This window comes from Sphaerisporangium viridialbum (assembly GCF_049674955.1).
GTDB lineage: Bacteria > Actinomycetota > Actinomycetes > Streptosporangiales > Streptosporangiaceae > Sphaerisporangium > Sphaerisporangium viridialbum.
In genome coordinates this window covers 3,442,547-3,463,455 of record NZ_CP187232.1, presented here as the reverse complement: position 1 = coordinate 3,463,455, position 20,909 = coordinate 3,442,547, and the positions used below count along the sequence as shown (strand labels likewise).

15 protein-coding genes are annotated in these 20,909 nt (G+C 70.1%); 5 read left to right on the top strand and 10 right to left on the bottom strand.

Features of this window, described 5'->3' with window-relative positions:
* Positions 1 to 18: 18 nt before the first annotated feature.
* From ACOZ38_RS15225 to ACOZ38_RS15205, 5 genes are all read right to left on the bottom strand, one after another.
* On the bottom strand, positions 19 to 1,008 hold the full coding sequence (locus ACOZ38_RS15225) for a LacI family DNA-binding transcriptional regulator (protein WP_424531302.1): 990 nt from the start codon (positions 1,006 to 1,008) through the stop codon (positions 19 to 21).
* Entirely contained in the window at positions 1,005 to 2,441 is a 1,437-nt protein-coding gene (locus ACOZ38_RS15220) for a GH1 family beta-glucosidase (RefSeq protein WP_424537014.1), read from the bottom strand. Before ACOZ38_RS15220 ends, ACOZ38_RS15225 begins: the two co-directional genes overlap by 4 nt.
* A gap of 2 nt (positions 2,442 to 2,443) precedes the next feature.
* A complete protein-coding gene (locus ACOZ38_RS15215; RefSeq protein WP_424531301.1) occupies positions 2,444 to 3,277 on the bottom strand; it encodes a carbohydrate ABC transporter permease in 834 nt (277 codons plus the stop codon).
* Positions 3,274 to 4,248, bottom strand: a complete 975-nt coding sequence (locus ACOZ38_RS15210) for a carbohydrate ABC transporter permease (protein ID WP_424531299.1) — start codon at positions 4,246 to 4,248, stop codon at positions 3,274 to 3,276. The genes ACOZ38_RS15215 and ACOZ38_RS15210 overlap by 4 nt, the downstream gene beginning before the upstream one ends.
* A 164-nt stretch (positions 4,249 to 4,412) precedes the next feature.
* Positions 4,413 to 5,720: an extracellular solute-binding protein gene (locus tag ACOZ38_RS15205; protein WP_424531297.1), complete on the bottom strand. Its 1,308-nt coding sequence runs from the start codon at positions 5,718 to 5,720 to the stop codon at positions 4,413 to 4,415.
* A 361-nt stretch (positions 5,721 to 6,081) separates the two neighbouring features.
* Here ACOZ38_RS15205 and ACOZ38_RS15200 point away from each other — a divergent pair, with 361 nt between their 5' ends.
* Genes ACOZ38_RS15200 through ACOZ38_RS15190 form a run of 3 tightly spaced genes read left to right on the top strand, consistent with a single transcriptional unit; the run spans position 6,082 to position 12,706 of the window.
* Entirely contained in the window at positions 6,082 to 8,235 is a 2,154-nt protein-coding gene (locus ACOZ38_RS15200; RefSeq protein WP_424531295.1) for a discoidin domain-containing protein, read from the top strand.
* A gap of 60 nt (positions 8,236 to 8,295) precedes the next feature.
* Complete coding sequence (locus tag ACOZ38_RS15195; RefSeq protein ID WP_424531293.1) at positions 8,296 to 11,127, top strand: PQQ-dependent sugar dehydrogenase; 2,832 nt, start codon at positions 8,296 to 8,298, stop codon at positions 11,125 to 11,127.
* A complete protein-coding gene (locus tag ACOZ38_RS15190) occupies positions 11,120 to 12,706 on the top strand; it encodes a ThuA domain-containing protein (RefSeq protein ID WP_424531291.1) in 1,587 nt (528 codons plus the stop codon). The genes ACOZ38_RS15195 and ACOZ38_RS15190 overlap by 8 nt, the downstream gene beginning before the upstream one ends.
* 136 nt (positions 12,707 to 12,842) lie before the next feature.
* Here ACOZ38_RS15190 and ACOZ38_RS15185 read toward each other — a convergent pair whose 3' ends face one another.
* Genes ACOZ38_RS15185 through ACOZ38_RS15170 form a run of 4 tightly spaced genes read right to left on the bottom strand, consistent with a single transcriptional unit; the run spans position 12,843 to position 18,852 of the window.
* On the bottom strand, positions 12,843 to 14,660 hold the full coding sequence (locus ACOZ38_RS15185; RefSeq protein ID WP_424531289.1) for an ABC transporter ATP-binding protein: 1,818 nt from the start codon (positions 14,658 to 14,660) through the stop codon (positions 12,843 to 12,845).
* Positions 14,661 to 14,690: 30 nt separating this feature from the next.
* Positions 14,691 to 16,439 carry an ABC transporter ATP-binding protein gene (locus tag ACOZ38_RS15180; RefSeq protein ID WP_424531287.1) on the bottom strand — a complete coding sequence of 583 codons (1,749 nt, stop codon included), beginning with the start codon at positions 16,437 to 16,439 and terminating at the stop codon, positions 14,691 to 14,693.
* Positions 16,440 to 17,513 carry a Gfo/Idh/MocA family protein gene (locus tag ACOZ38_RS15175; protein WP_424531286.1) on the bottom strand — a complete coding sequence of 358 codons (1,074 nt, stop codon included), beginning with the start codon at positions 17,511 to 17,513 and terminating at the stop codon, positions 16,440 to 16,442.
* Positions 17,506 to 18,852, bottom strand: a complete 1,347-nt coding sequence (locus ACOZ38_RS15170) for an aminotransferase class III-fold pyridoxal phosphate-dependent enzyme (protein ID WP_424531285.1) — start codon at positions 18,850 to 18,852, stop codon at positions 17,506 to 17,508. Before ACOZ38_RS15170 ends, ACOZ38_RS15175 begins: the two co-directional genes overlap by 8 nt.
* A 246-nt stretch (positions 18,853 to 19,098) precedes the next feature.
* On the opposite strand from ACOZ38_RS15170, the gene ACOZ38_RS15165 reads away from it, so the two are divergent.
* Positions 19,099 to 19,596 (top strand): NUDIX domain-containing protein, encoded by a 498-nt coding sequence (locus ACOZ38_RS15165; RefSeq protein ID WP_424531284.1) that lies wholly within the window; start codon positions 19,099 to 19,101, stop codon positions 19,594 to 19,596.
* 420 nt (positions 19,597 to 20,016) lie between these two features.
* Positions 20,017 to 20,577 carry an isochorismatase family protein gene (locus ACOZ38_RS15160; RefSeq protein ID WP_424531283.1) on the top strand — a complete coding sequence of 187 codons (561 nt, stop codon included), beginning with the start codon at positions 20,017 to 20,019 and terminating at the stop codon, positions 20,575 to 20,577.
* Here the strand turns inward: ACOZ38_RS15160 and ACOZ38_RS15155 are convergent.
* Entirely contained in the window at positions 20,505 to 20,762 is a 258-nt protein-coding gene (locus ACOZ38_RS15155; RefSeq protein WP_424531282.1) for a DUF397 domain-containing protein, read from the bottom strand. The genes ACOZ38_RS15160 and ACOZ38_RS15155 overlap by 73 nt on opposite strands.
* Positions 20,763 to 20,909: the final 147 nt, after the last annotated feature.

Here is a 20,909-nt window from a genome sequence, read left to right as displayed (position 1 = left end):
CCCTCCACGATGAAGTGATTACGCCGACTCCCTGATCACCAGTTCGTTGGGCATGATGACCGGGTCGCCGGACCCGCCTTCGAACAGGCCGAGCAGCAGCCTCGCCGTGGCGAGGGCCTGGTCTTGCATGGGGCTTCGCACGGTGGTCAGCGGCGGCGTGGTGTACGACGCGGCCTCGATGTCGTCGAAGCCCACCACCGCCACGTCGTCGGGCACCCGCCGCCCCGCCTCGCGCAGGGCGCGCAGGGCGCCGATGGCCATCAGGTCGTTGGCCGCGAAGACCGCGTCCAGCGCCGGGTCGTCGTCGAGGAGCTGGCGCATGCCCTCGGCGCCGGAGACGCGGGTGAAGTCGCCGATGGCGACGATCGACCGGCGGCCGGTGTCCCGCAGGGTCTCACGGTAGCCCGTGAGACGGTCCTGCGAGGCCACCATGTCGAGCGGGCCGGTGATCGTGGCGATGCGCCGCCGTCCGAGGTCCAGCAGGTGCTTGACCGCCGACGTCGCGCCGCCGAGGTTGTCGTTGTCGACGTACGGCACCCCGGCGACGGACTTGCCGTGCGACACCATGGGGACGCCCATGCGCGCCAGGGAACCCGGGAGGGGGTCGGCGCCGTGCATCGACACGAGCATGACCCCCGCCACGTGCCCGGCGGCCACGAACTGCTCCACCCGGAGCTGGCTCTCAGGCGACCCGGCGAGCATGAGGGTGACCTGCTTGCCCGCCGCCTCCAGCTCGCGGCTCACCGTGCGGAGGACCGCGGAGAACATCGGATCGTCTGACACGAGCCCCTTGGGGGGGTCGGAGACGATCACCGCGACCGCGCTGGTGCGCTGGGTCGCGAGACTCCTGGCCGCGCCGTTCGGCACGTACCCCAGCTCTCTCACGGCCCGGATCACCAGGTCGCGGATCTCCGGGGTCACCGTGGCCTCTCCGTTCACCACCCGGGACACGCTCGACTTCGACACCCCTGCCCGGGCGGCGACCGCCTCCAAGGTGGGTCGTCTCATGCCAGCCCATTCTCCCTGATGACTCCGCGGTACCACTCCGCGCTGTCCTTGAGGAGCCGCCGCTGGGTGGCGAAGTCGATGTGGACGATGCCGAACCTGCGGTGGTAGCCCTCGGCCCACTCGAAGTTGTCCAGCAGCGACCACACCAGGTAGCCGCGGAGGTCGGCCCCGCCCTCGATGGCGGCGTGCACGGCACGCAGGTGCGAGTCGAGGTAGGCGGTGCGGTCGGCGTCGTGGACCCGCTCCCCCGCCTCGGTCCTGGTCACCACGTCGTCGAAGGCGGCGCCGTTCTCGGTGACCATCAGGCCGACCTCGGGGTAGTCGTGCGACAGGCGCAGCAGCAGGCGCGACAGTCCCGTGGGGACGATCGGCCACTCCATGGCGGTCTTCGGGGCGTCGAGGGCGGGGAACAGGATGTCCTCCGTGCCGGGCCACGCGGGGTTGGCGGGCTCTCCCGGGCTCGACCGCACGATGCACGGGTTGTAGTAGTTGACGCCGATGACGTCGGTGCGCTGGTGGATGTCGCCGAGGTCGTCGTCGTGGATGTGGTCGAGCCCGGCGATCCGCTCGACGATCGCCAGCACCTCGGCCGGGTAGCTCCCGCGCAGCACGGGGTCGAGGATCTGCCGGTTGAGCAGGCAGTCGACGCGGTTCACCGCCTCGGCGTCGGCCTCCGAGATCTCGGCGGCGGGGTCGTTGCCCTGCGCCGGGGTGAGCACGGGCGAGGAGTTGATGACCAGCATGATCTCCTCCGCCCCTGCCGTGCGGAGCGCCTGGGTGGCCAGGCCGTGGCCGAGCAGGAAGTGGTGCGAGGCGATCAGCGCGGACGCGGGGTCCTGGCGTCCGGGCGCGTGCACACCGGAGCCGTACCCGAGGAAGGCCTGCACCCAGGGCTCGTTCAGCGTGGCCCAGTTGCGCACCCGGTCGCCCAGGCGGGCGTGGACGGCGGCGGCGTAGTCGGCGAGCCGGTACGCGGTGTCCCTGTTGGTCCAGCCGCCGCGGTCCTCCAGCGTCTGGGGCAGGTCCCAGTGGTAGAGGGTGACGTACGGCGTGATGCCGGCGCCGGCCAGCTCGTCGACGAGCCGGTCGTAGAAGTCGAGCCCCCGGGTGTTGATCGGCCCGGACCCGTCCGGCTGCACGCGCGGCCACGCGATGGAGAACCGGTAGGCGCCGAGGCCGAGGTCGCTCATCAGCCGCACGTCGTCGGCGTAGCGGTAGTAGTGGTCGCAGGCCACGTCGCCGGTGTGCCCGAAGGCGACCTTGCCCGGCGTGCGGGAGAAGGTGTCCCAGACCGAGGGGCCGCGGCCGTCGTCCCTGGCGGCCCCCTCGATCTGGTAGGACGCCGTGGCGGCGCCCCATATGAAGCCTTCGGGGAAGACCGCCCGTCCCTCCGTCAGATATGAAGGCAGGGTCCCCCGAGTGGTGACGGTCATGGTCATCCCTTCACAGCTCCTTGCATGATTCCTCCGATGACCTGCTTCCCGAGCAGGGCGAACACGATGACCAGCGGCAGCGTGCCGAGTGCCGTGCCGGTCAGGCTGAGCGCGTAGTCGCTGACGTACCCGGCGGCGAGCGTCGACAGCGCGACCTGCACGGTGGGGTTCTCCGGGGTCAGCACGACCAGCGGCCAGAAGTAGTCGTTCCACGCCGACATGAAGGTCAGCATGCCGAGGACGGCCGCGGCCGGGCGCGCGGCCGGGAGCACCACGTGCCAGAACAGGCCCCAGGTGGTGCAGCCGTCGACCCGGCCGGCCTCCAGGAGCTCGGTCGGCAGCGCCCGCGACAGGTACTGCGTCATGAAGAAGACGCCGAAGGCGTTGGTGAGCGCGGGGACGACCAGCGCGTACATCGAGCCGGTCCACTCCAGCTTCACCATGAGCAGGTACAGCGGGATGATGCCGAGCTGGGTCGGCACCATCATCGTCGCCACGGTGAGCACCAGCAGGGCCTTGCCGCCGCGGAAGCGCAGCTTGGCGAAGGCGAACCCGGCCAGGGTGGAGAAGAACATCACCGAGATCGCGATGGCGCCGGACACCAGGACGGAGTTCAGCAGCGCGAGCGCGAAGGGCACGGTGTCGAAGACCCGTTCCACGTTGGCGAGGAGGTTGCCGCCCGGCAGCAGCGGGGGCGGCACGTCGGCGAGCGCCGAGTTGTCGCGCGAGGCGACCACCACGCTGTAGTACAGCGGCAGGGCCGAGAAGAACGCCACCGCCAGCAGCGTGAGGTAGGTGAGCGTGCGGGCCGTGCTCGCACCGAGGCGCCGGTTCACGTCAGGCTCCCTCTCGTCCGGCGGGTGAGCAGGTAGTTCACGCCCGCGATGACGACGATGAAGATGAACATCATCCAGGAGACGGCCGAGGCGTAGCCGAAGTCCAGCTTGGTGAAGTTCTCGTAGATGAACAGTGACAGCGTCTGGTACTGCCGGTCGGGACCGCCGGTGATGCTGTAGGTGCCGAACAGCAACGGCTCGGCGAGCACCTGCATCGCGCCGATCGTGGAGGTGATGACCACGAACACGATCGTGGGCCGGATCATCGGCACCGTGATCTTGCGGAGCTGGGTGAACCCGCTCGCCCCGTCGATGGTGGCCGCCTCGTACAGCTCGCGCGGCACGGCCTGCATGGCCGCCAGGAAGATCAGCGTGTTGTAGCCCGTCCACCGCCACATGATCATGACCGAGATCGCGGTGTGGGAGGTGGCGGTGCCGGCGTTCCAGTCGACGGAGCCGGCGCCGAACCAGGACAGCACCCAGTTGATCAGGCCGTAGTCCCGGCCGAAGAGCTGGCTGAAGATGACGACGACCGCGACCACGCTGGTCACGTTCGGCAGCAGCAGCGTGACCCTGAACAGGGTCTGGGCCCGGAGCGGGCGGTTCAGCAGGTGCGCCAGCCAGATGGCCAGCAGCAGCTGGGGCACCGTCGACAGCACGCCGATGGACAGCGTGTTGAACGTGGCGTTCCAGAAGTAGTCGTCACCGAGCAGCGTGACGAAGTTGTCCAGCCCGACGAACTTGTGCACGTCGGACAGCAGCGTCCAGTCGTGCAGGCTCACCCAGGCGGTGTACGCCAGGGGGAACAGCCCGAACGCGCAGAACAGCAGGAAGAACGGGGCGACATAGGCGTACGGCGAGGCCTTGACGTCCATCCGGTGCACGATGTGACGCCGGTGCGTACCGGGCCCGGACCGCACCGGGGAAGGAGGCGGGGTCGCCGCCAGGTTGTCGGGGGCACGGGTGGCCATGGCAGCTCCTTTCGGCAAGCCATCGGATCGGGCAGGGCGGGCCGTCGGTACGGCGCGCCCCGCCATCGGATGCGGAGGAGGACCACCTGGTCGGACGCGCCCGGCGACGCGTCCGGCAGGTGTGTGGCCGGCCCGGTGTCACCGGGCCGGCCACCCCCGGCGGGCTACTTGATCCTTTCGAGGTCCTTGAGCGACTGCGCCCAGGACTCCTCCGGCGTCTGCTTGCCCTGCTCGATGCGCTGGAGGGCGTTGCCGAAAGCGGTCAGGACGTCGCCGGCCTTCGGCCCGACGTGCTGCGGCTTGAGGGCCTTGGCGGCGTCGGTGAAGATCTTTCCGGTCGGCGCGTCGCTGAAGAACGGGTTCTTGAACCCGGTGATGGTCGGGTCGTCGTAGAGGGCGGGGATGGAGGGAAGGGCCCCGGCGTCGGTGAACAGCTTGAGCTGGGTGTCCTTGTTGGTCAGCAGGTCGATGAGCTCGGCCGCCTCCTTGGGGTGCTTGCCCTGCTTGGGGGCCATCAGGTGCGTGCCGCCCTGGTTGCCGCCGCCACCGCCGGGCACCGCCGCCACGTCCCACTTGCCGGCCGTGGTCGGGGCCGCGTCCTTGATGCTGCCGGTCTTCCAGGACGGGCAGATGATGGTCGCGAACGAGCCCTTGGTGAGACCGGTGTTCCACGGCGGGCTGAAGGCGTTGAGCTTGGCCGACTCGTCGGCCTGGATCATCTGGGCCGACAGGTCGAACGCCTTCTTCACGTCCGGGTTGGTGCCGGCGACCAGGTTGTTCTGCTCGTCGTAGAACCCGACGGGGGCCTGGTCGACCATGGCGCGGAAGTTCTCACCGGGGCCGTCGAACCACTTGGCGCCCGACACCTTCGCGCCGACGAACTTCTTGCCCGCCTCCAGGTACGCCTCCCAGGTGGGCCAGAGCTGCGACACCTCGTCCCGGTTGGTGGGCAGGCCGGCCTTCTTGAACAGGTCGGTGCGGTAGCACATGGCGAGGCCGCCGACATCGGTGCCGAGACCCAGCAGCTGGGTGCCGTCGGTGGACAGACCCTGCTTCCACTTCCAGTCGAGGTAGTCGCTCTGCCGCTTGCCGAGGCCGTAGTCGTTGAGGTTGTAGAACTTGTCGGCCAGCGGGGTGAACGTGGCGATGTAGCCCGCCTCGACCGCCTCGACGTCGGCAGCGCCCGCCCCCGTGGCCAGCTGCGTGGTGAGGTTCTTGTGGTGGTCGTTGAACTGCGCCCGGCGCTCGACGATCTCGACGTTCGGGTGCGTCTTCTTGAACTCCTCGTACAGAGGAGCGAAGTGGAAGTCGCTGAACAGCGCGACCGTCAGCTTGATCTTCTCGGCCGGCTGTGTGGCGCCCGAAGAGGCACCCGCGCCGCCACCGCTGTCACCGCCACAAGCGGTCACGCTGACGGCCAGTACGGCGGCGAGTAGCGGGGTGACGAGCATCCCGGGGCGAAGCTTGCCCATAGACCCTCCCTGGGGGGCTATTAATGATCATGGAGGGAGCGCTCCCTGAGAAGGTTCATTCCGTTGCGCCCCCCGTGTCAACGGGTTCGCCGATAACGATCGTCGTGACCTGGACACCGGATCCGCCCTCGCCCGCAGGGAGCGCTCTCTCTGTTCCCTCACCGTTCACGCAGGTCAGAGGGTGAAAAGGAGTAGGCCGAGAGCGGCTTGAGAGCGCTCTCAGTCGCGCATCGACGATTGCGCACGGATGTGCGCAAGGTTTCCTCCGAGTTAATTGGGCCCTTGACAGCCCCTGACCGGAAAGCGCACTCTCGGTCTCCGGGAGCGCTCCCCGAACCCCCATGCCTGCCGAGGAGACGCCGTGAGTTCTTCCCGCAGCCCGAGCCGCTTTCGCTTGGGGTTGCTCGTCGCCACCGCGATCATCGTGATCACGTCCTGCTTCACCCTCGCACCGGCCATGGCGGCCGACAGCCTGCTGTCACAGGCCAGACCGGTCACGGCCTCCTCGTCGGAGAGCGCCGCCTTCCCCGCCGCCGGCGCGGTGGACGGCAACGCCGGCACCCGGTGGGCGAGCGCGTTCAGCGACCCACAGTGGCTCCAGGTCGACCTCGGCGCGACCGCGAGCATCAGCCGTGTGGTGCTGAACTGGGAGGCCGCCTACGGCAAGGCCTTCCAGATCCAGACCTCGGCCGACGCCGCCACCTGGACCTCGATCTACTCCACGACCACCGGCACCGGCGGCACGCAGGATCTCACGGTAACGGGCACGGGGCGCTATGTCCGCATGTACGGCACACAGCGGGCCACGGCGTACGGCTATTCGCTCTTCGAGTTCCAGGTCTACGGCACCACGGCGCCGGCCACCGGCTGCGGCACCGACAACGCCGCGCAGGGACGTCCCGCCACCGCCTCCTCCACGGAGAACGCCGCCTTCCCGGCGGGCAACGCGGTGGACGGCAACGCCGGCACCCGGTGGGCCAGCGCGTTCAGCGACCCGCAGTGGCTCCAGATCGACCTCGGCTCGGCCAAGCAGGTCTGCGGCGTGACCCTGGTCTGGGAGGCGGCCTACGCCACGGCCTTCCAGCTCCAGCTCTCCGCCGACGCCAACGCCTGGACCACGGTCTACTCCACGACCACCGGCACCGGTGGCACGCAGAACCTCACCGTGACCGGCACGGGCCGCTACCTGCGGATCTACCTGACCCAGCGGGCCACCCCGTACGGCGACTCGCTGTTCGAGGTGATCGTCCACACCGGCTCGGGGACCTCCACGCCCACCCCGACGCCGACCATCACCCCCACCGTCGACCCCGGCGGTGACAAGCTCCTGTCATACGGCAGGCCCGGCGTCGCCTCCACCACGCAGGACGACGTGAACTGCGGAGGCTGCACGGCGGCCAAGGCGTTCGACCGCGACCCGGCCACTCGCTGGGCCACCAGCTCCACCACCGGCTGGGTCGACCCGGGCTGGATCTACGTTGACCTCGGCGCCACCGCGCAGATCCACAAGGTCATCCTCCAGTGGGACCCGGCCTACGCCAAGGCCTTCCAGATCCAGACCTCCCCCGACGCCGCCACGTGGACCCCGATCTACTCCACGACCACCGGCACCGGGTTCAAGCAGACCCTCACCGTGGACGGCACCGGCCGCTACGTGCGCATGTACGGCACGCAGCGGGCGACCGCCTATGGCTACTCGCTGTGGGAGTTCCAGGTCTGGGGCACCGGAGGCGCCCCCATCACCCCGCCGCCGCTCCCGCCCGACCCGCGCAACCCCCCGCAGCTCGTGTGGAGCGACGAGTTCAACGGCCCGGCGGGCACCAAGCCCGACGCGGCCAAGTGGAAGCCCGAGATCGGGCCCGGCGTCAACAACGAGCTGCAGTACTACACCGACAACGACAACGCCTCGACCGACGGCGCAGGGAACCTCGTGATGGAGGCCCGCAGGCAGACCACGGCCGGATCGGCCTGCCCCGGCGGCCCGTGCCAGTACACCTCCTCCAGGATCAACACCTACGGCAAGTTCAGCTTCACCTACGGCCGTGTCGAGGCCCGGATCAAGGTGTCCGGCACCAAGGGCCTGTGGCCGGCGTTCTGGCTGCTCGGCGCCGACTTCTTCGACCAGGGCAGGCCCTGGCCGTACGTCGGCGAGATCGACATCATGGAGCACCTCGGCCGTGAGCCGCAGACGGTCTACTCCACGATCCACGCCCCCGCGTACTTCGGCGGCGGCGGGTTCGGCTCGCCGTACTCGATCGCCGGTGACTTCGCCTCGGACTTCCACGTCTTCGCCGTCGACTGGAACAGCCAGGGCATGAAGTTCACGGTGGACGGCAACACCATCCACACGGTCGACCGGGCGACGCTGGAGGCGACGCGCGGGCCGTGGGTGTTCGACCACCCCTTCTTCATCATCCTCAACAACGCCGTGGGCGGCGACTGGCCGGGCCCGCCCGACGCGACCACCGTTCTCCCGCAGAAGATGCTCGTCGACTACGTCCGCGTCTACCAGTGAGCGCCACCGGGGTCCCGCACCCGCGGGACCCCGGTCACCCCCCACCCTCTGGATGCCGCAATGCCCTCGATGCCCTCGATGCGCCGATGGGCCGGTGCCACGCTGCTGGCGCTGGCCCTGCTCGCGCAACCGCTTCCGGCGCACGCCGCGCCGGTCGACCCCGCCCAGTTCCAGCAGGTCACCCTCGCCAAGGGTGTGGCCGAGGTGGGCGAACCCATGTCCATGGCCGTGATGCCCGACCGCTCGGTCGTGCACACGGCCCGCGACGGAACAGTGCGCGTCACCGACGCGGCCGGGAACACCAAGGTCTCCGGCAAGCTGGCCGTGTACTTCAACGACGAGGAGGGCCTGCAGGGCGTCGGCGTCGACCCCGGCTTCGCCACCAACAGGTTCATCTACCTGTACTACGCCCCGCCGCTGAACACCCCGCCGAACGGCTCCCCGCTGGACGGCACCCCGGCCGACTTCGCCCGCTTCGAGGGCGTCAACCGGCTGTCGCGCTTCACGCTGAACGCCGACAACACCCTCAACACCGCCAGTGAGAAGACCGTCCTGGAGGTCAAGACCAACCGGGGCGCCTGCTGCCACGTCGGCGGCGACATCGACTTCGACGCCGCGGGCAACCTGTACCTGACCACCGGCGACGACACCGAGCCCGGCTTCAACGACGGCTACGCCCCGATGGACGACCGTCCGGGCCGCGCGCCCTTCCTGGACGCGCAGCGCGGCGCGGCCAACACCAACGACCTGCGCGGCAAGGTGCTGCGCATCAAGGTGAACGCCGACGGCTCGTACTCGATCCCGGCCGGCAACATGTTCGCGCCGGGGACGGCGAACACCAGGCCCGAGATCTACGCCATGGGGTTCCGCAACCCGTTCCGTATGAGCGTGGACAAGGCCACCGGCGTGGTCTACCTCGGCGACTACGGCCCCGACGCCGGCGCGGCCGGGCCGCGCGGCCCCGGCGGCCAGGTGGAGTTCGACCGGATCACCTCGCCCGGCTTCTACGGCTGGCCGTACTGCACCGGGAACAACACCCCGGCGGAGACCTACGCGCACTACGACTACGCCACCGGGACGGTCGGCGCCAAGTACGACTGCGCCGGCGGGCCCACCAACAGCTCGCGCAACAACACCGGGCAGGCCAAGCTCCCGCCCGCCAAGGCCGCGTGGATCACCTACGACGGCTGCAACCTGCCGGAGTTCGGCTGCGGCGCCGAGTCGCCGATGGGCGGCGTGGTCTACCGGTACAACACCAACGTCAGCTCGCCGGTCAAGTTCCCGCAGTCGCTGGATGGCCACTTCTTCGCGGGCGAGCTCCAGCGCGGGTGGATCAAGGACATCGTCGTCAACGCCGACGGAAGCCGCGGCGCGATCCAGCCCTTCCCCTGGTCGGGCAAGACCGTGATGGACATGGCCTTCGGTCCCGACGGGGCGCTGTACGTGCTCGACTACGGCACCGGGTGGTTCAACGGCAACGCCGACTCCGCCCTCTACCGCATCGAGTACATCGGCGGCGGAACCGGCGGGCGGTCGCCCATCGCGGTCGCCTCTGGCACCCCGCTCAGCGGCAAGGCGCCGCTCAGCGTGGCGTTCTCCTCGGCCGGCACCTCGGACCCAGACGGCGACGCGATCACCTACTCGTGGGCCTTCGGCGACGGCGGCACCTCGACGGCGGCCAACCCGACCCACACCTACACCACCAACGGCACCTACATCGTCACGCTGACGGTACGCGACAGCACCGGCAAGACCGCCACCGCCAACGTCACCGTGACCGTCGGCAACACCGCGCCGAACGTGAGCATCCAGCTCCCGCAGAACGGCCAGGTGTTCTCCTTCGGCGACGCCGTGCCGTACCGGATCACCGCGACCGACGCCGAGGACGGCACGATCGACTGCTCGCGGGTCAAGATGAACTACATCCTGGGGCACGACACGCACGGCCACCCGATGGCCACGGCGACCGGCTGCGCCGGCACGATCCAGACCCCGCTCAACGGTGAGCACGACGGGGCGGCCAACCTGTTCGGAGTCTGGGACGCCGAGTACACCGACGCGGGCGGGCTGACCACGCACGCGCAGGTCGTCACCCAGCCGAAGACCCGCCAGGCCGAGCACTACACCACCTCGCAGGGCATCGCGCTGTTCGACAAGGCGACGGCGCACGGCGCCAAGACCGTCGGCAACATCGAGAACGGCGACTGGATCGAGTTCGACCCGTACGTCCTGTCGGGCATCCCGTCGTTCAGCGCGCGGGTCAGCTCGGGCGGCGTCGGCGGCTCCATCCAGGTGAGGGCGGGCTCCCCCACCGGCACGCTGCTCGGCACCGCGACCGTGCCCGTGACCGGCGGCTGGGAGACCTTCACCGACGTCACCGCTCCCCTGTCGGGGGCCCCGGCGGGCACGACCAAGCTCTACCTGGTGTTCACCGGGGGCGCCGGCGCGCTGTTCGACCTGGACGACTTCACTCTGGGCACAGGATCGGGCCCGCCGCCCACCTCGGGGCTGCTGTCGCAGGGACGTCCGGCCACCGCCTCCTCGGTGGAGAACGCCGGCACCGCCGCCGCCAACGCGGTCGACGGCAACGCGGGAACCCGCTGGTCCTCGGCCTTCTCCGACCCGCAGTGGATCTCCGTCGACCTCGGGGCGAACCGTTCGGTCAACCGCGTGAAGCTCACCTGGGAGGCCGCCTACGGCAAGGCCTACCGCATCGAGACCTCGACCAACGGCACCACCTGGACACCCGCCTACACCACCACCACATCCGACGGCGGCACCGACGATCTCACCTTCACCGCCACCACCGCACGTTACGTCCGCATGTACGGCACACAGCGCGCCACCGGCTACGGCTACTCCCTCTGGGAAATGGAGGTCTACGGTGTCTAAGTTCCTGGTCGCCCTCATGGGCGCCCTCATCCTGGCGGTCTTCGGGATCGGCGCGCAGAGCGCCCTCGCGGCCGATCCCGCCTACAAGGTGCTCGTGTTCTCCAAGACGGCGGGGTTCCGGCACGACTCGATCCCCGTCGGCATCCAGACCATCAGGGACCTCGGCGCGGCGAACAACTTCACCGTCGACGCCACCGAGGACGCCACCGCGTTCACCACGGCCAACCTGGCACAGTACAAGGCCGTGATCTTCCTGAGCACCACCGGCGACGTGCTGGACGCCACCCAGCAGACCGCCTTCGAGTCCTACATCGCCGCGGGCGGCGGCTACGTCGGCGTCCACGCGGCGGCCGACACCGAGTACGACTGGCCGTACTACGGTCAGCTCGTGGGTGCCTGGTTCGCCTCCCACCCCGCGATCCAGCAGGTCACCGTGCGGGTGGAGGACCGCGCGCACCCCTCGACGGCCCAGCTTCCCGCCGCCTGGGTGCGGACCGACGAGCTGTACAACTACCGCACCAACCCGCGTGACGTCGCGCACGTGCTGGCGACGCTGGACGAGTCGACCTACACCGGCGGGTCGATGGGCGCCGACCACCCCATCGCGTGGTGCCACCCCTTCCGGGGCGGGCGCGCCTGGTACACCGGTCTCGGCCACACGCAGCAGTCGTACGCGGAACCGCTGTTCCGCACCCACCTGCTCGGCGGCATCCGGTGGGCGGCGGGGGTCGCCACGGGTGACTGCACGGCGCCGCCGCCCTCGCCCGCCACGCAGGCGGAGAGCTTCACCTCCCAGCTCGGCACCCAGGTCGTCGACAAGGCCAGCGCGCACGGCGGCAAGGCGGTCGGCTACATCGACAACGGCGACTGGCTCGGCTTCTCCGGCGTCTCCACGGCCGGAGCCACGGGCATCACGGCGCGGATCGCGTCGGCGGGCGCGGGCGGCACCATCCAGGTGCGGTCCGGCTCGGCCACGGGCACGCTGCTCGGATCGGTCACCGTCCCGGTGACCGGCGGCTGGGAGAACTGGCAGTCGGTCACCACCACGCTGACCGGAACCGCCACCGGCCCGCTGTTCCTGGTCTTCACCGGGGGCGCGGGGTCGCTGTTCGACCTGGACGAGATCATCCTGACCACGGGCCCCGCCCCCACACCCACGCCCACCGTCACGCCCACCCCGCCGCCCACCTCGGGGCTGCTGTCGCAGGGACGTCCGGTCACCGCCTCCTCGGTGGAGAACGCCGGCACCGCCGCCGCCAACGCGGTCGACGGCAACGCGGGAACCCGCTGGTCCTCGGCCTTCTCCGACCCGCAGTGGATCTCCGTCGACCTCGGCGCGAACCGTTCGGTCAACCGGGTGAAGCTCACCTGGGAGGCCGCCTACGGCAAGGCCTACCGCATCGAGACCTCCACCAACGGCACCACCTGGACACCCGCCTACACCACCACCACCTCCGACGGCGGCACCGACGATCTCAGCTTCACCGCCACCACCGCCCGCTATGTCCGCATGTACGGCACACAGCGCGCCACCGGCTACGGCTACTCCCTCTGGGAAATGGAGGTCTACGGCAGCTGAAGCCCCGTGGCCCCGTTGATCCCTGGACCGGGGCCACGCGTCACACCCTGCTCGCCGTCACGAATCGGCGAGCAGGGTGCCGGCGGTCCCGCGACCGGAGACCAGGGCTCCCTGGATGGACCCGGTGTCACGGTGGTCACCGCGGATGGTCCGAGATGCCCGAGTGCCGCGGCTCGGCGGCGGGCCGCTGGTAGGCGTAGTAGGTCGCGTACAGGGCGGCGAAGGGGCCGTCCCTGCGGAGGAGCTCCTCGAAGCCCCCGTCCTCGGCCACCCTGCCCTCGTGGAGGACCAGGATGCGGTCGGCCCGCCGGATGGTGGACAGCCGATGGGCGATCACCAGCACGGTGCGGCCGGCGAACAGCCGGGTAAGCGCGTTCTGGATGCCCCGCTCGGTCAGCGGGTCCACACTCGCCGTCGGCTCGTCGAGGATCACGATGTCGGGCTCCTGGACGAACACCCGGGCCAGGGCGATGAGCTGCCGCTGGCCGACGGACACCCCCTGCCCACCGGAGGCGAGACGGTCGTCCAGGGACAGCGGCACGCACCGGTTCCACACCTGCCGCCCGATCCGCTCGACGGCGCGCTCGACGTCCTCGCGCCCCGCGCCCGGCCTGCCGTAGGCGATGTTCTCCGCGAGCGTGCCCGCGAACAGGAAGGGGTGCTGCGGGACGACGCCGACCCGCCGCCGGTACTCCTTCAGGTCCAGCGAGCGGATGTCGCGGCCGTCGACCAGCAGCTCGCCCTCCTGGAACTCGTACGCCCTGGTGATCAGCTTGGCGAGCGTGGACTTGCCTCCCCCGGTGTGCCCGACGACGGCGACCGTCTGCCGCGCGCCGATGCGCAGGTCGAGGCCGGAGAAGACCGCGGCCCGCGTCCCGTAGCGGAAGTGCAGGCCGCGCGCCTCGATCTCGCCGTCCAGCCTCCCCACCGGGTCGTCGCCCCGCTGGACGATGGCGTGCTCGCTGTCGATCAGCGCGAACACCCGCTCGCTGGCGGCGAGGCCCTGCTGGAACAGGCTCCAGAACGACGCCGCCTGGGTCACCGGCTGCCACAGCATCCCGAGCGCCTGGAGTGCGAAGTACCACTCGCCCGGGGACAGCCGTCCGAGCACCGCGAACCGGCCGCCCTCGTACAGCACCACCGCCGTGGCGAGGCCGGCGAGCAGCGTCAGCAGCGGCAGGATCTCGGCGTAGATGAGGCCCTGCCTGATGTAGACGACGTACGACAGCCGGTTGACCTGGTCGAAGTCGCGGTACACCGTCGACTCCCTGCCGAAGCTCTTGGCGACGGAGATGCCCATCATCGACTCGTGGACGTTGGCGTTGACCTTGGCCATCACCCGCCTGGTGCTCGCCGCGGCCGTACGCGCGACCCTGCGGAACGCCAGCGCCGCGCCGAGCAGCACCGGCAGCGCGGCCACGATGATCAGGCCGAGGCCGGGGTCGATCCAGAACACCACCCCGCCGAGCAGCACCACGAGGAAGAGCTGGCTGAGCAGGTTGAGGGTCAGGGTCATGACCGAGCTGAACCCCTCGGTGTCGCCGGTGACCCTGCTGATCACCTGCCCCACCGAGTTGCCGTCGTAGAACGCGACGTCCTTGGCGAGGGCGGCGTCGGCGGCGTCGCGCTGCAGCCGGTACACCACCTCGCCGACCAGACGGGCGGTGAGGGCCTGGCGCGCCCAGTTCATCAGCCAGGCCAGCACCGCCGCCGCGACCACGTAGAGGCTCACCAGGAACCCCAGGCCGAGCCCGTCCCTGACCTGGTCGATCACCCGCGCGATGAGCACCGGGACGGACGCGGTGAGCAGCGCCGAGCCGACGACCAGGGCGGCGGAGGCGAGCATGGCGCCGCGGTGCGCCCGCAGGTAGCGCAGGATGCGGGCCAGGAGCCTGGCGTTGCCGTAGACGCGGTCGTAGTCGTCGCCGCGCAGGCCGGTGAACAGCTCGGTCACGGGGTCCGCCTGGTCGCGTGCCCGCCGGTGTCATCCACTGTAGATCTCCCTGTACAGGGCGCAGCGCCCCATGAGCTCGTCGTGCGTCCCCTGGTCGACGACGCGCCCGGCGTCGAGCAGGAGGATCATGTCGGCGCGCCGGATCTGGCCGGGCCGGTGCGAGACCAGGACCGTCGTACGTCCCGCCGTCACCCGCTCGATCGCCTCGGTGATCGTCTTCTCGGTGCGGGCGTCCACCGCGCTCATGGCGTCGTCGAGGGTGAGGATCCTCGGGTCGGTGAGGAGCGCCCTGGCGATGGCGAGGCGCTGCCGCTGCCCGCCGGACAGCGTGGTCCCGCCCTCGTTGAGGATCGTGGCGTACCCCTGGTCCAGGCCCTGGACGAAGTCGTCGGCGCACGCCTGCTTGGCGGCGCGCACGACGTCCTCGTAGGCGGCCTCGTACCCGGCGTCGGCCGGCGAGCCGAACGCGATGTTGTCCAGCACGCTCTTGGAGAACAGGAAGGTCTCCTGGTCCACGTGGCCGATCTGACGGCGGAGCGCGCCCGGCTCCCACGCGCGCACGTCCCTGCCGTCGATCAGCACCCGCCCCCCTGTGGCGTCGTACATGCGGTTGACCAGCTTGGTGAGCATGCTCTTGCCGCTGCCGGTGGGGCCTACGACGGCGAGCGTCCGGCCGGCGGGCACGTGGAAGGAGACGTCGCGCAGGATCTCCCTTCCGTCGAGGGTGAGGCGGACGCGGTCGAAGGTGATCGCGCCCTCGACCGAGGCCGAGGTGCCGTCGGTGTCCTCCCGCTCGCTGGAGTCCCCGCCGATGATCTGCCGCATGCGCGCGGCGGCGACGACGCCCTCCTGGATGACCGGGACGGCCTGCTCCGACATGGTCACCGGCTGGGCGAACAGCACCAGCCAGCCGAGGTAGGTGACGACCTGGGCGAGGGTCAGCGTGCCCTCGCTGTAGAGCTGGAGGGAGTGCAGGGACCCGACGGCCATGACGAGCGCGAAGCTGAGCGCGGGCAGGTAGACGGCCTGGGCCTTCCCGCGCCTCACGTACGCGTCCCGGTAGGCCGCCGCGGCTTCGGCGAAGGCGCGCCGCTCGTGCTCCTCCTGGGTGGCGGCCTTCACGGTGGAGATGCCGCTCAGGGTCGTGGTGAAGCGGTCGTTGAGGTCGGCGAAGGCCTCCCGGGTGCGCATGGTCAGCGGGTGCAGCCTGCGCAGGTGACGGCGCAGGGCGAAGCCGAACACCACGACCATCAGGCCCGGCGCCAGCAGCAGCCAGGCGTGCATGGAGGCGATGAACAGGATCGGCACGAGCAGGGCCAGCAGGCCGTTGAACGCGGTGGCGATCCCCGGGCTGAACATGTAGTCGACCAGCTTGGCGTCGTTGATGGCCCGGGCGAGCAGGTCGCCGATGCGCTGCTGGTCGTGGAACGACAGGCGTTTGCCCAGCAGGCTGCGGTACAGCTCGTCGCGGGCGTCCCGCTTGACCCGCTGGGCGATGACCTCCATCGAGCCGCTGGACAGCACGTCGGCGACGAACCGGCCGGCCGCCAGCAGGCCCGCCGCGACCGCCGCGGCGGCGACCGGCGCGAGGCCGGGGCTGGAGCCGGTGGCCTGGGCGAACGCCTCGCCGACGTACACGGGGACGAGGGTGGCGCAGAGGTTGGCCGCGACGGACGCGGCGGCGAACACCGCCAGCAGCCACCGGTGCCGCCGCAGGTGCCCCCGCAGCCACCCCCACACCCCCACGGGCACAGCGGGCCGTTCGACGCGGAAGGTCACCTAGCCGACCTGGGCCGAGGCCCGCATCGGGTGCGTGACCACGCCGAAGCCGTTCGCGGCGGGGGCGGCGAGGCCTTCGAGCGCCCGGTCGCAGAGCGCCGACGCCGCGAGCGCGTCGCCGACCCCCGGCCCGTCCTCGGCACCGGCCACGCCGTCGCCGGCCACGCCGTCCAGAGACCGTACGGAACGCCGGCAGGACTCGATGAAGAAGGCCAGCTCGGGCCCGAACCCGCTCCTGGCCCACCCGTGGTCGAGGTTGCGCGTGCTGTGCAGCTCCTGCCCGAGCGGCGTGCCGGCGTCCAGGTCCCAGGTCACCCGCTCCAGTGAGGGGGCGCTGTAGCGGCTGCCGTCCGTGCCCTGCACGCTCACGCTCACCAGGAAGCGCTTGAGGTTGTTGCCCATGCGCAGCGTGGAGAGCGAGCCGTCGAGGTGGCGCAGGATCACCACCACCTGGAAGCGGTCGGGGCCGCCCGAAATGGCGTGCGCGTCCACCTGGACCACCGGGGAGGGCACGAACCAGCGGGCGAGGTCCAGGGCGTGCACGCCGTTGTGCCGGATCCACGCCTCCAGCGTCGTGTCCACACCCCACTGCGGAGCCGACGGGTGGCGGCTGTAGAAGTCGATGGTCACCGAGCACGGGGTGGCGCGGGTGGCCGTGGTCAGCTCGTGCAGGCGCGCGAGGGTCTCCGCGTACCGGAAGTTGAAGCCGACCTGGACGTTGCGCCCGCTGCGCCGTACCGCGTGGTCCAGCTCCTCCAGTGCGGGCGTGGACGGGCCGGCCGGCTTCTCCACGAAGCAGTCGACACCGCGCTCGGCCAGGTGGCGGGTGAGCAGGGACGAGGGCTCGGGTGGGACGGCGATCACCGCCGCGTCCACTGTCGAGAGGTCCAGCCCCTCGACGGACTCGGCGCAGACCGCGCCGTACGTCTGCGCCTGGATCTCCGCCGCCAGGGAGAGGTCGGGGTCGACGCAGGCGACGATCTGGTGGCCGCGGACGCGCTGTAAGAAGGGGAAGAGGTTCTGCCGCATCTGGCGGCCGCAGCCGACCAGGGCGATGCGTACGGGGTCAGTCACGGTTCGCTCCCGTCGAGGCGGTCCACTGTTCGAAGGCCTGGCGTGCCCGGTCGCGCAACTCGCCCCAGTCGATGTCGCGGTGCGCGAGACTCACGAAGGACGGGTGGCCTTCGAGCAGGAGGATGCCGGCCGCGGCGAAGGCGTTGAGCAGCGCGTCCCTGCCCTCCTTGTCGCCGAGCACCTCGTCGGCGTACGTCAGCTCGAACATGCCGCCGCCGAGCACCGGACTCGCGCCGACCAGGGAGGCGACCCCGGCGTCCCGCGCGGCCGAGGTGATGGCCGCGGCCACCTGGGTGCCGATCCTGCCGATCTCCGCCCAGCCGTCCGGCGAGTCCCCTGCCGGCTTCTCCAGGATGTCCCTGGTCGCCAGGGCGGCGTACACCGCGATCATCTCCTTGGAGAACGTGCCGCTGAGCCGGGCCCGCTCCGCGTGGGCCAGCAGCTCGGCCCCGCCCACCAGGAGGCTCAGCGGCGCCCCGTTGGCCAGCGCCTTGCCGATCACCACGAGGTCGGAGCCGAGGCCGTGATCGTGGTCGTAGCCGAGCGGCGAGATGCGCCCTCCGGTCTTGGTCTCGTCGAACACGGTCAGCAGCCCGGCGTCGCGGCACATGGCGACGGCCTGGCGCAGCACCTCCGGGGTGGTGAAGGAGGCGAGGTAGGCGTCGAAGACGAAGCAGCCCAGGCTCCCCCTGTGCTGGTCCAGGAGCTCGGCGAGGGATTCCAGGCGCAGGTCCACCCAGTTCAGCACGGGCTCGGAGCCGCCGATGCCGCGCATCCCGTCGGTGTACCTGAGCCTTTCGCGCAGCGGGGAGTGCAGTGGCTCGTGCCACTTCAGGGAGTTGGCGATCTGGGCGTCATGCCAGCCGACGTAGCCGCTGCGGACGACGCCGAGGCGCCCGGTGCGCATGGCGGCCAGCCGGAACGCGGCCGTGACGGCCTCGGAGGCGGTCTTGAAAAAGGCGCCGCGGTCTCCGGGCCGGTCTCCGAGCAGCCGCTCCAGATATTCCTGGTGGAAGACCGTGTATCCCGGCATCATCACGCCATTGACCAGATGACCGCACATCATCTCGTTGAAAAGGTCGTCGGAGTGCCCGATTATCACCGGGCCATAACCCATGACGAAGTCGATGTACCTCGCGCCGTTCGCGTCCGAGACCTCGCCTCCCTTGCCTTGGGCGAATAAGAGCTGCTGTCCAGCGGACCTGAACTTGCGAGTGATCTTCGAATGGGCTATTCGCTCCGGACGTGACAAGGGTCGCCTCCTAGCTGACCTGCGGATGCATCGTTCCCCCGTCTCAAGTTCACAGAATGTACATTGACCGTTTGAAGCCGTCAACATCGTTCATCTTTCGTTCAGACATGTGGTCGGGCACGTCTTGACAGCCCGGTAGGCGCCATATCAAAGTGTGTGAGGTTCTCAATCCCGGCGGCCGGCGGCACCGATCGCGGGCGCCCATTATGGAGGCCGTTTGCATTTCCGCGCCCGGCATGAAACCCGCACCCCGCATATCCCCACGCCCACGTATCCCGACATCGCCTGGCCCGGTAAAGGAGCAAGCCGCCTGGCACGCCGTAGGCTCGTCGGATGCATGACTCTGACGAGGGGCCTCTTCCCTCCTACATCGCCGGGCTGGCGCGGATCCGCGCGGCGGCCGGCGCGCTCTTTCGCGACGAATCCGGCAAGGTCCTGGTGGTGCATCCCACGTACAAAGACCACTGGGATATCCCGGGCGGCATGCTCGAAAAGGACGAGTCTCCATACACCGCCTGCACCCGCGAGATCACCGAAGAACTCGGCATCACCCCCGATATCGGACCCCTCCTCTGCGTGGACTGGGTTTCACCGCGCCCGCCTTGGGACTGCGGGCTGATGTTCGTCTTCGACGGCGGGGTTCTCGGCGCGAGAGAAGTGGCCGGCATCCGGCTCGATCAGGTCGAGATCGACCGCATCGATTTCGTCCCGCCCGATGAGCTCGACGGCCTGCTCGGACGGGGGCTGGCGGCTCGGATCAGGGCGTGCGCACGAAACACCGGCACGGCGAGCCTCTACCTTGAGGACGGCTTCCCTCCGGGCCGCCGGTGACCGGGATATCGCCGAGGGTAGCGTTTAATGTCTCGCCTTTTATGCGGGCCTTCAGCGGTAATAAACGCGTCGCCGGACTCGCCCGGCCGGCACGGCAATTTACGAAATTACCAGCCCCTACCGAACTCCCCTCAGGCTGAGCCGGGGACCGCACCCGGCCCACCGGACACGCCACAGGCACGCCCGGAGACCGCACCAGCCCCGCCGAACTCCCCACAGGCACGCCCGGGCAAGGCACGGGCTGGGCCGAGCCCCTGTGATCGGCGGAGCGCTCATCAGGCGCATTCGCCGCTCCGGCGCTCCGCGGCCCACGCGGCAGGATGCCCACGAGGGGCGGACCGAGGTTCGTCCCGGGCGAGTTGTCGGTGGGGAGGTCTAGCGTGAGTGGACCCAGAAGCCCAGCGTGAGTAAGGGGAGACCATGACCACACTCGAGAACCGGCCGAACACCGCGCTTCTCGTCGTCGATGTGCAGAACGGCGTCGTCGGGGCGGCTCACGAGCGCGACACGGTCGTCGCGAACATCGGCGGCCTCGTCGAGAAGGCGCGGCGGGAGCGGGTCCCCGTCGTCTGGGTCCAGCACTCCGACGAGCAGACCGTGAGGGGCGGCGACGACTGGCTGATCGTCCCCGAGCTGACTCCGGGCGACGCCGAGCCGCTCGTCGAGAAGAGCTACGGCGACTCCTTCGAGGACACCACCCTCGAGACCGTGCTGTCCGGCCTCGGAGTCGGGCGGCTCGTCGTCGTCGGCGCGCAGACCGACGCGTGCGTCCGCTCGACGCTCCACGGCGCGTTCACCCGGGGGTACGACACGACCCTCGTCAGCGACGCCCACACGACGGAGGACCAGACGGCATGGGGGGCGCCGCCGCCGGCCCAGGTCATCGCGCACACGAACCTGTACTGGACCTACCAGACGGCGCCGGGGCGGACGGCCGGCACGGTCGAGACCAAGGAGGTCGACTTCGGCGGCACGTCCTGAAGCACACCGCTCAGGAACGCGGACCACTCGCCGGGCGCGCAGACCAGCACCGGACCGGCCGGGTTCTTACTGTCCCTGACCGCGAACAGACCAGGGATGTTCGACGCCACCTCGACACAGTTACCGCCGTCAGATCCGCTGTAGGTGCTCTTACGCCACTGAGCAGCTCGGAGGTCATGAGTCACTTTGGCTCACCGCTTCCTCGACAGGTTGGAGACGTTGTCCAGACGGTACGACCCCGGCTTCGATCGCGTCATATACGGCGAGGTCATTGTTCAGAGCCGAAGCGACGCCCGACCGCTGAGGCGGCCGGGCGTGCGTGGTCACTGCCT